The organism is Synechococcus sp. GFB01, from assembly GCF_001039265.1.
In the GTDB taxonomy this organism is placed as follows: domain Bacteria; phylum Cyanobacteriota; class Cyanobacteriia; order PCC-6307; family Cyanobiaceae; genus NIES-981.
In genome coordinates, this window is sequence record NZ_LFEK01000024.1 from 20,789 (window position 1) to 27,555 (window position 6,767).

The following is a 6,767-nucleotide window of genomic DNA, read 5'->3' on the forward strand; positions in this document are numbered from 1 at the left end:
GTTACGAACGGTGATGGATGAGGTTAGGCGGTTCCGGCCCCGAGCCCAGAATCCAGCGGTACAGGGCCTGGGTGTGCTCGGCGACTGTGGGCCAGGCGTAGGAGCGGGCCACCAGTGCTCGGCCTGCCTGCCCCATGGCGGTGGCCTCCTGCTGCGGCAGGGTGAAGAGCTCGTGCAGAGCTGCGCCGAGGGCTGCGGGGCTGGGCTCAACCGGCCATGCGGCCCCGGCTGCGAAGGCCTCGGGCAGGTTGCAGGCCGGGCTCAGCAGGCAGGGCAGNCCCCAGCTCATCGCCTCCAGGGCGGCCATCGGCAGCCCTTCGCTGAAGCTGGGCAGCACGAAAGCGGATGCCGCGGCCAGGCAGGCCGCCTTCCCGGCCCCGAAGCAGGGGTCAAGCACGAGGGCGCGCTCGATCGCCGCGGCCGCCACCTGGCGGGCGAGGGCGCCGTCGTCGCCGTAGCCCACCAGCACCAGCCACCAGCCCAGGCGGTGCGCCTCGGCGCTCAGACGCCGCCAGGCCTGCAGCAGCGGCGCCGTTCCCTTCTTGGCATGGAAGCGACCCAAGAACAGCAGCACCCGCTCGCCGGCCGGCACCTGCTCCTGCCAGGGGGGCGGGGGCAGGCCATCCACGGGGCCCGGCAGATCGACCCCGTTGGGGATCACGGCCAGCGGGGCCCGCAGCCCGAGGGCGCGGATGGCCTCGGCCTCGGCGGCACAGAGGGCCTGAAGGCAGGCGGCCGATTCGAGCGCCCGCCGCTCCCAGAGCTCCAGCACGAGGCGCTTGCGCCAGCGGCTCCGGGTCAGAGCCCAGGGGTCGAGCATGCCGTGCGGGGCGATCACGTACGGCAGGGTCCGGCGGCTGAGTTGCCTGGCCAGCCGGGTGGGACTGCGCCAGAGGCCGTGGATGTGCACCAGATCGGGTCGTGACTGCCGGATGGCTGCCGCCAGAGCCCGGTCGCGGCGCCAGGCGGGCCAGCGATCGGCCACGAGCCACTCAGGCTGCCCGCCAGCAGCGCGCTGGGCGGCGATCAGGGCCTCAACGGCCGTGGCGATCCCGCCATCGAGGGCCCCTGCCGAATGGGAGAGGTGAAGGATGGAATGGGTTGTCACCCGGGCGTTCAGGTTCTCGGCTGAAGGCGCTGAAAGGAGCGCTGCCAGCGCATGGCGAGCCAGGGTGAGAGGCGCATCTCGAGCAGATGCCAGCTGATCGCGGCGGCGATCAGGCTGACAAGCAGGATCAGCGCGATGCCGCCGATCTTGAGCAGCGGCACCGGGACCTGGGCCAGGATCGAAGGCCCGAGCAGGCCGGAGAGGGGCTGCAGCACCAGCGGGATGGTGATCACCTGCACCAGATAGAGCGAATAGGAGAGCTTGCCGAGTTCGATCACCGGGCCGCAGCGGAAGCAGGCCGGACGGAGACGCTCCACGACCACCAGAGCCAGGATGAGCAGCCCGGTTGCCGCCGCAGTCAGGGCGAAGGGCCGGTCGGTGGGATTGGAGGCCATCCAGGCCAGACCGATCAGCAGGATGATCAGCCGTCCCGGCCCCTGCCAGGGGCGGGCGGGTCCAGGCTGGGCGGGACGGAGGGCGGCCCAGACGGCCGCGCCGCAGAGGAAGGCGGTGATGTAGGTGAGGGTCTGGCTGAGCAGGCCGGGGGTGCGCAGAGCCCAGGTGGCTGCGGCCATCCCCACGAAGGCCAGCAGCACGGGCCGGGCCGGCAGTGTCGGAAAGCGGGGCGCGAGCGGGGCGGCCAGGCAGTAGAAGATGGCTTCCCAGAAGAGGGTCCAGGCCACGTAGAGATACACCTCCTGGTTGGAGCCGAAGCCGAACACCAACGAGCTGAGCAGCTTCTCGGTGCTCAGCGGAGCTCCGGAGGACCCCACGCTCAGGAGCAGCAGGAACACCAGCGTGAGCACGGCGTAGGTGGGCATGAGTCGCCAGAAGCGTGCGGCGAGGAACTCCGGTCCAGAGCGCTGCCGCTGCTGCAGGGAGTGGCACACCACGTAGCCGCTGAGGGCGAAGAACACCGGCACGCCGATCCAGCCGTAGCCGAACCAGGGATGCTGAACGCCGGGGTCGACCCGGCCGGCCACGAGGTGGAGATGGGTGCCGGCCTCGGCGTGGTAAAGCACCACCGCCAGAGCGGCGAAGGCCCGGATCCACTCCAGTCCGTAGAGCCGGCCGGCCGGAGGGCGTGCTGTGGTGGTCATGGCGTGGAGGGCTGGGCAGCCGCCACCACGGCCGGTCGCCTGGCCAGGCGACCGTAGAGCCAGTAGAGGGGCAGCAGGGTGAAGCGCCCAGGTAGACCACCTGGGAGAGATAGCCGCGGCTCACCACCACGTAGAGGAAGCAGACCGTGAGCACGTAGATCGCCTGGGCGAGGGGTTCCTCGGCCCGCTGCAGGAACCAGTTCCAGAGGCAGCGCAGTAGCCAGCCCATCAGCAGACTCATGGCGATCAGCGACGGCCAGCCGGCGATCAGGTAGTACTCGCCGAAGTTGAGCGTGGCGGCGCCGGCGGCGAAGGCCGGATCACGGTAAAGGGCCAGCAGGGAGCGGCGCAGGTAGCCGATGGTGTCCTTCTCGGGGTAGAAGGCACGGGGGATGGGGATCAGGGCCGCGGAGACGATCGGCTCGAGCCCCACGAACGGCTGACGCTGCGGAATCGTGGAGATCAGGCCGCTGGTGGTGAGGAAGACGGTGCGCCCTTCGGTCAATCCGGAATCGAGGAAACTGAGCAGGTCGCGGCCCTGCAGGCGCTCGGTGCGAAGGCCGTAGCCGTATTCGCGGCTCTCCCCGATCACACCCGACACCAGGATCACCAGCGCGGCGCCGATCGCCAGCAGGGCGCGCAGCGGTGGCCGTCGGTAGCGGGCCAGATACCAGATGAGCAGCATCGGTACGGCCAGCACCACCAGGCGCCAGCGGAAGCCGAGCGTGACGAACAGGCCCGTGCTGGCCAGCACCCAGCCCACCAGCTCACCGGTGTGGCGGCGGCTGCTCACCCAGGCTGTGAACAGCAGCAGCACCCCGGGGATGAGCAGATTGATGGTGTAGGCCAGGTAGTTGCCCAGCACGCGGAGCGGACCGATGTCTGGGGCTCCGCCGGCGGAGGCCACCTGGCCGAGGGCGGTGAGGGGGTTGAGCTGGGCGATCACGGCCGGCCCCGCCACCAGGGCATAGAGCAGCAGGGCGGCCCAGCAGATGCGGCGGCCGAGCCGGTAGAGGGCCTCGGGGTCGGAGCGGCCGATGAAGCGGCGGTTGAAGGCCGGCACAGGGAGCTCGTAGAAGCCCACCAGAACGGCCAGATAGAACACCAGGGCCGCTGTCCAGCCCCAGACCATCGCCTCGCGGAGATCCTGGCCGCGCTCCAGCCAGGTGCCATTGGCGAGGGTGTGGAGGGGGCTGAGCAGGCAGTAGTAGATCAGGATGCCGCCCAGGATCACCGTGGGCTGATAGAGCTGCAGCCAGGAGCGGCCCGAGCGTGCTCGCAGGATCTCGATCAGGATCGCCGCCGACAGCGCCAGCACCACCAGCCACTCGTTTCCGGTGAGGGCGGAGAGGTCGGGCTTCCCGGCGTAGGGCATGGCGGCGGTGATGAGCATGCGGCTCGGGATGGTCAGAGACGTTTCATCGGCGCGCGGCCGTGCACCAGATTTGCATTCTTGACGAGATCCGGTTGTTGCAGGGCCTGGAGCATGACGATCGCCAGACAGTCCTGACCTGCCGCCGTGAAGGGATGGATGCGATCCACGAACAGGCCCTGGATGCCCGATGGGCTCTCCCGGCCGCAGCGCTGGAAGCGCGGACCGGCCTGCACCACCGGCACCTGCAGGCGCCGCAGCAGCTCCAGGACGGCAGCGTGGTCGGGAAGCGGCCGGCCGCTCTCCACTTCGCTGCGCTCCCAGAACTGCACCGCTCTCACCCGGGCGCCGCTGGCCAGCGCCTGCCGCAGAAAGGCCTCCAGATCGCCGAGCCCGCGCTGCAGGGCCTCGGGGCTGGCCGGATTCTCGGCGATGCGCGGCGGCGGAGCCGGGGTCGCGAGGGCGGGGAAGCGGGAGGCCAGCACGGGCCGGAGGTAGCGGTCGAGCAGTTCCGCCAGAGCGCTGGGCGGGTTGCGGTCGGGGTGGTTGGCATCCAGCGGCGCGAACACGGGGTTGTCGCGGGCATCGTGGCTGGAGATCACCAGCAGCAGGTCGGTGGCGCCGAGCCAGCCTTCGGCTTCCGCCCAGGCGCGCCAGTTGCCCGGTCCCCAGCTGCCGGCGCTCACGTTGCCCACCTCCACCGGCCCGGCCGCCGCGGCGCTGAGGCGCTGCAGCAGCAGGGTGGTGGCGATCAGCGACTGGTCGAGCTGGGAGCCGCCGAACACCACCGAATCGCCGAACACCAGCACCCGCCGGGTGCCCGGGGCGGGGCGACGCGGCAGCGGATCGGAGCGCATCCCGTAGGCGTTGATCTCCACCCGGTTGTGAAAGCGCCGCAGACGCTGGTTGGGGCGGAGCCTGTATTCGATCGTGGGATGGGTCTCATACAGCGGCGGCGTGCCAAGTCCAAGACCCCAGCGGGCGACCGCCTCGCCGGCCAGCACGAGCAGCCCGAGGCCGAGGCCGAGGGCCAGGCGGCCGAACCGACCACCCGCCGGCCGTGCCCTAGCCATCGCGTCGGCTCGAGAGCAGGGTGGCGGCCAGGGCCGCGCGCCGCGAGCGGCGGGGGTGGCGCAGGGCCAGTTCCGCAGCCTCGTGCAGTGCCCGGCGAAGGCGGCCGGGGAGAACTGCTCCAGCCGGCTGGTCGCCGCCGCAAGCATGGCTCGGCGCTGCCCGGCCGGCTGCTGTTCCGCAGCGTGGAACAGCTCCGCCAGGGCCGCGAAATCGGCCGGATCGAAGCTCCAGCCGGTGCGGCCATGCTGGATCAGGTCGGCGGCGCAGCCGCAGCCGCGGCTCACCAGCACGGGCAGCCCAGCGGCCATCGCCTCGTTCACCACCAGCCCCCATTGATCCGTGTGGCTGGCAAGCACGAAGGCGGCGGCGGCGGCATAGGCCGGCCCCAGCTGCTCCAGCTGCAGGAAGGGATCGATCCGCACCCGCTCTGGCTGGGGCAGGCCGGCCACCTGGCGGCGGATCGCGGCTTCCAGGGGGCCGCTGCCGATCAGTCGCAGCCCCCAGGTTCCCCCCTGCCGCTGGTAGAGCCCGTAGGCCTCGAGCAGGCCGGTGTGGTTCTTCTTGGCCACGAACCGGCTCACGCAGAGCAGGTGCGGGCGCGCCTGGCCAGCCGCCGGATCGCTGTGCTGCCGGGCGGCCTCCGCACGGCGCCGGAACCAGGCGTTGTCGACCACATCCCAGGGCTGCTGGATGGCGGCGGGGGGAAAGCCGAGGCGCTCGAGGTAGGCCCGGCTCTGGGTTCCCGCCACCAGGGCGCTGGAGTAGCCGCGCAGCAGCCAGCGCTTGGGGAGTTCCTTCCACGGCCGCCGCGGCTCATCCTCGTGGCGGCTGTCGGCCACGATCACCAGCGGCAGGCGGCGCCGCTGGGCGGCCAGCAACAGGCGCTGATAGGCCCGGTCGGCCCAGCCCACGCTCACCACCACCGCCGGACGCAGCCGATCGAGCAGGGAGGCGAGCTGCCGGTCGAGCAGCGGCAGGGGCGGGTCGGTCTCGGGATCCGAGGCGCCGCAGAGCCGGTGCACCGGGTAGCTGCGCTCCGGGGCAAATTCCCAGGGGTATTCCAGCGAGGCGGGCCGGGTTTCCAGCACCGCGAGGCGGCCGAGTTCGCTGGCGGCCTCGAGGCGGGCGTGGTGGTAGGGCCCAATCCGGTGCAGCGCAATCAGCAGCGGAGCGGCCATCAGGCGGGCAGGGCCAGGGCGGCGAGCAGGCGTTCGCCGTAGCGGGCCAGGTGAACTCGCGGGCGCGGCCTCTGGCGGCGGCGCCCATGCGGCGGCGCAGGTCGCGGTCGGCGAGCAGCTGCTGGAGGTGGTCCGCCAGGGCGGTGGCCTCGCGGATCGGCACCAGGAAGCCGTCGATGCGTGGCGCACCACCGAGCCGCAGTGCGGTGTGGTGACCACCGGCACGCCGCAGGCCATCGCCTCGAGGTGCACCAGCCCGAAGCTGTCGGCGAGGGTGGGCAGCACGAACACGTCGGCGCGGCGGAACTCCTCGCGTACCGCGCTGCGGGGCACCTGGCCCAGGTAGGAGGGCCCCTCGAACAGGGGCAGGGTCACGTCGACCAGCTGCGGCCCCACCACCCGGCAGCTGAAGCGCACGCCGCGGCGCCGCAGCAGGCGGCAGGCCTCGGCCAGCACGTGATTGCCCTTGCGCAGCCCCACCTGGCCCACGAACAGCAGCCGGCCTTCCTCCGGCTCCGGCTTCAGATCGAACCAGTGCTCCGGAATGCCGTAGGGCACGAGGCTGAGCCTGGCCGGATCGCAGCCCAGCTCTAGCGAACTCTGCCAGCAATAGCTGGAGGGCACCAGCACCCGGTCGCTGAGCGACCACTTCAGGCGGTCGCGGGCGATGCCGGCTTCCACCACCTCCTCAGGCTCGCCGGCCGGCTCGATGCCGGGGAAACGGCGGCGTTCCGCCAGCATGATCCGCCCCACATCGGCGCCGATGATCAGCTCGTGCACCACGTGCAGGCCCTGATCGCGGGCCTGGCACACGGCGTCGATGTCGTTGTTGATGAAGTTGGTGTAGAGCGCCTCGGCCCCGGCGAAGCGCTCGCGGCGGGCGCGGGCGAGCACGGCGGCATCGCCATGGGCCGGCCGCAGCAGCGTGGCCAGGG

3 protein-coding genes are annotated in these 6,767 nt (G+C 71.7%); all 3 read right to left on the reverse strand.

The features are described 5' to 3' along the window. Position 1: 1 nt before the first annotated feature. On the reverse strand, positions 2–1,108 hold the full coding sequence (locus SYNGFB01_RS14505; protein ID WP_053068324.1) for a glycosyltransferase: 1,107 nt from the start codon (positions 1,106–1,108) through the stop codon (positions 2–4). 8 nt (positions 1,109–1,116) lie between these two features. Further along, a complete protein-coding gene (locus SYNGFB01_RS14510) occupies positions 1,117–2,208 on the reverse strand; it encodes an acyltransferase (RefSeq protein ID WP_048017103.1) in 1,092 nt (363 codons plus the stop codon). A 1,407-nt stretch (positions 2,209–3,615) separates the two neighbouring features. Beyond that, on the reverse strand, positions 3,616–6,767 hold a 3,152-nt coding region (locus tag SYNGFB01_RS12405), incomplete at its 5' end, for a glycosyltransferase (protein ID WP_053068325.1).

Bases quoted from the DNA above. Each gene is read 5' to 3' on its own strand.
- SYNGFB01_RS14510 (WP_048017103.1), bottom strand. From the start codon at position 2,208: ATGACCACCACAGCACGCCCTCCGGCCGGCCGGCTCTACGGACTGGAG.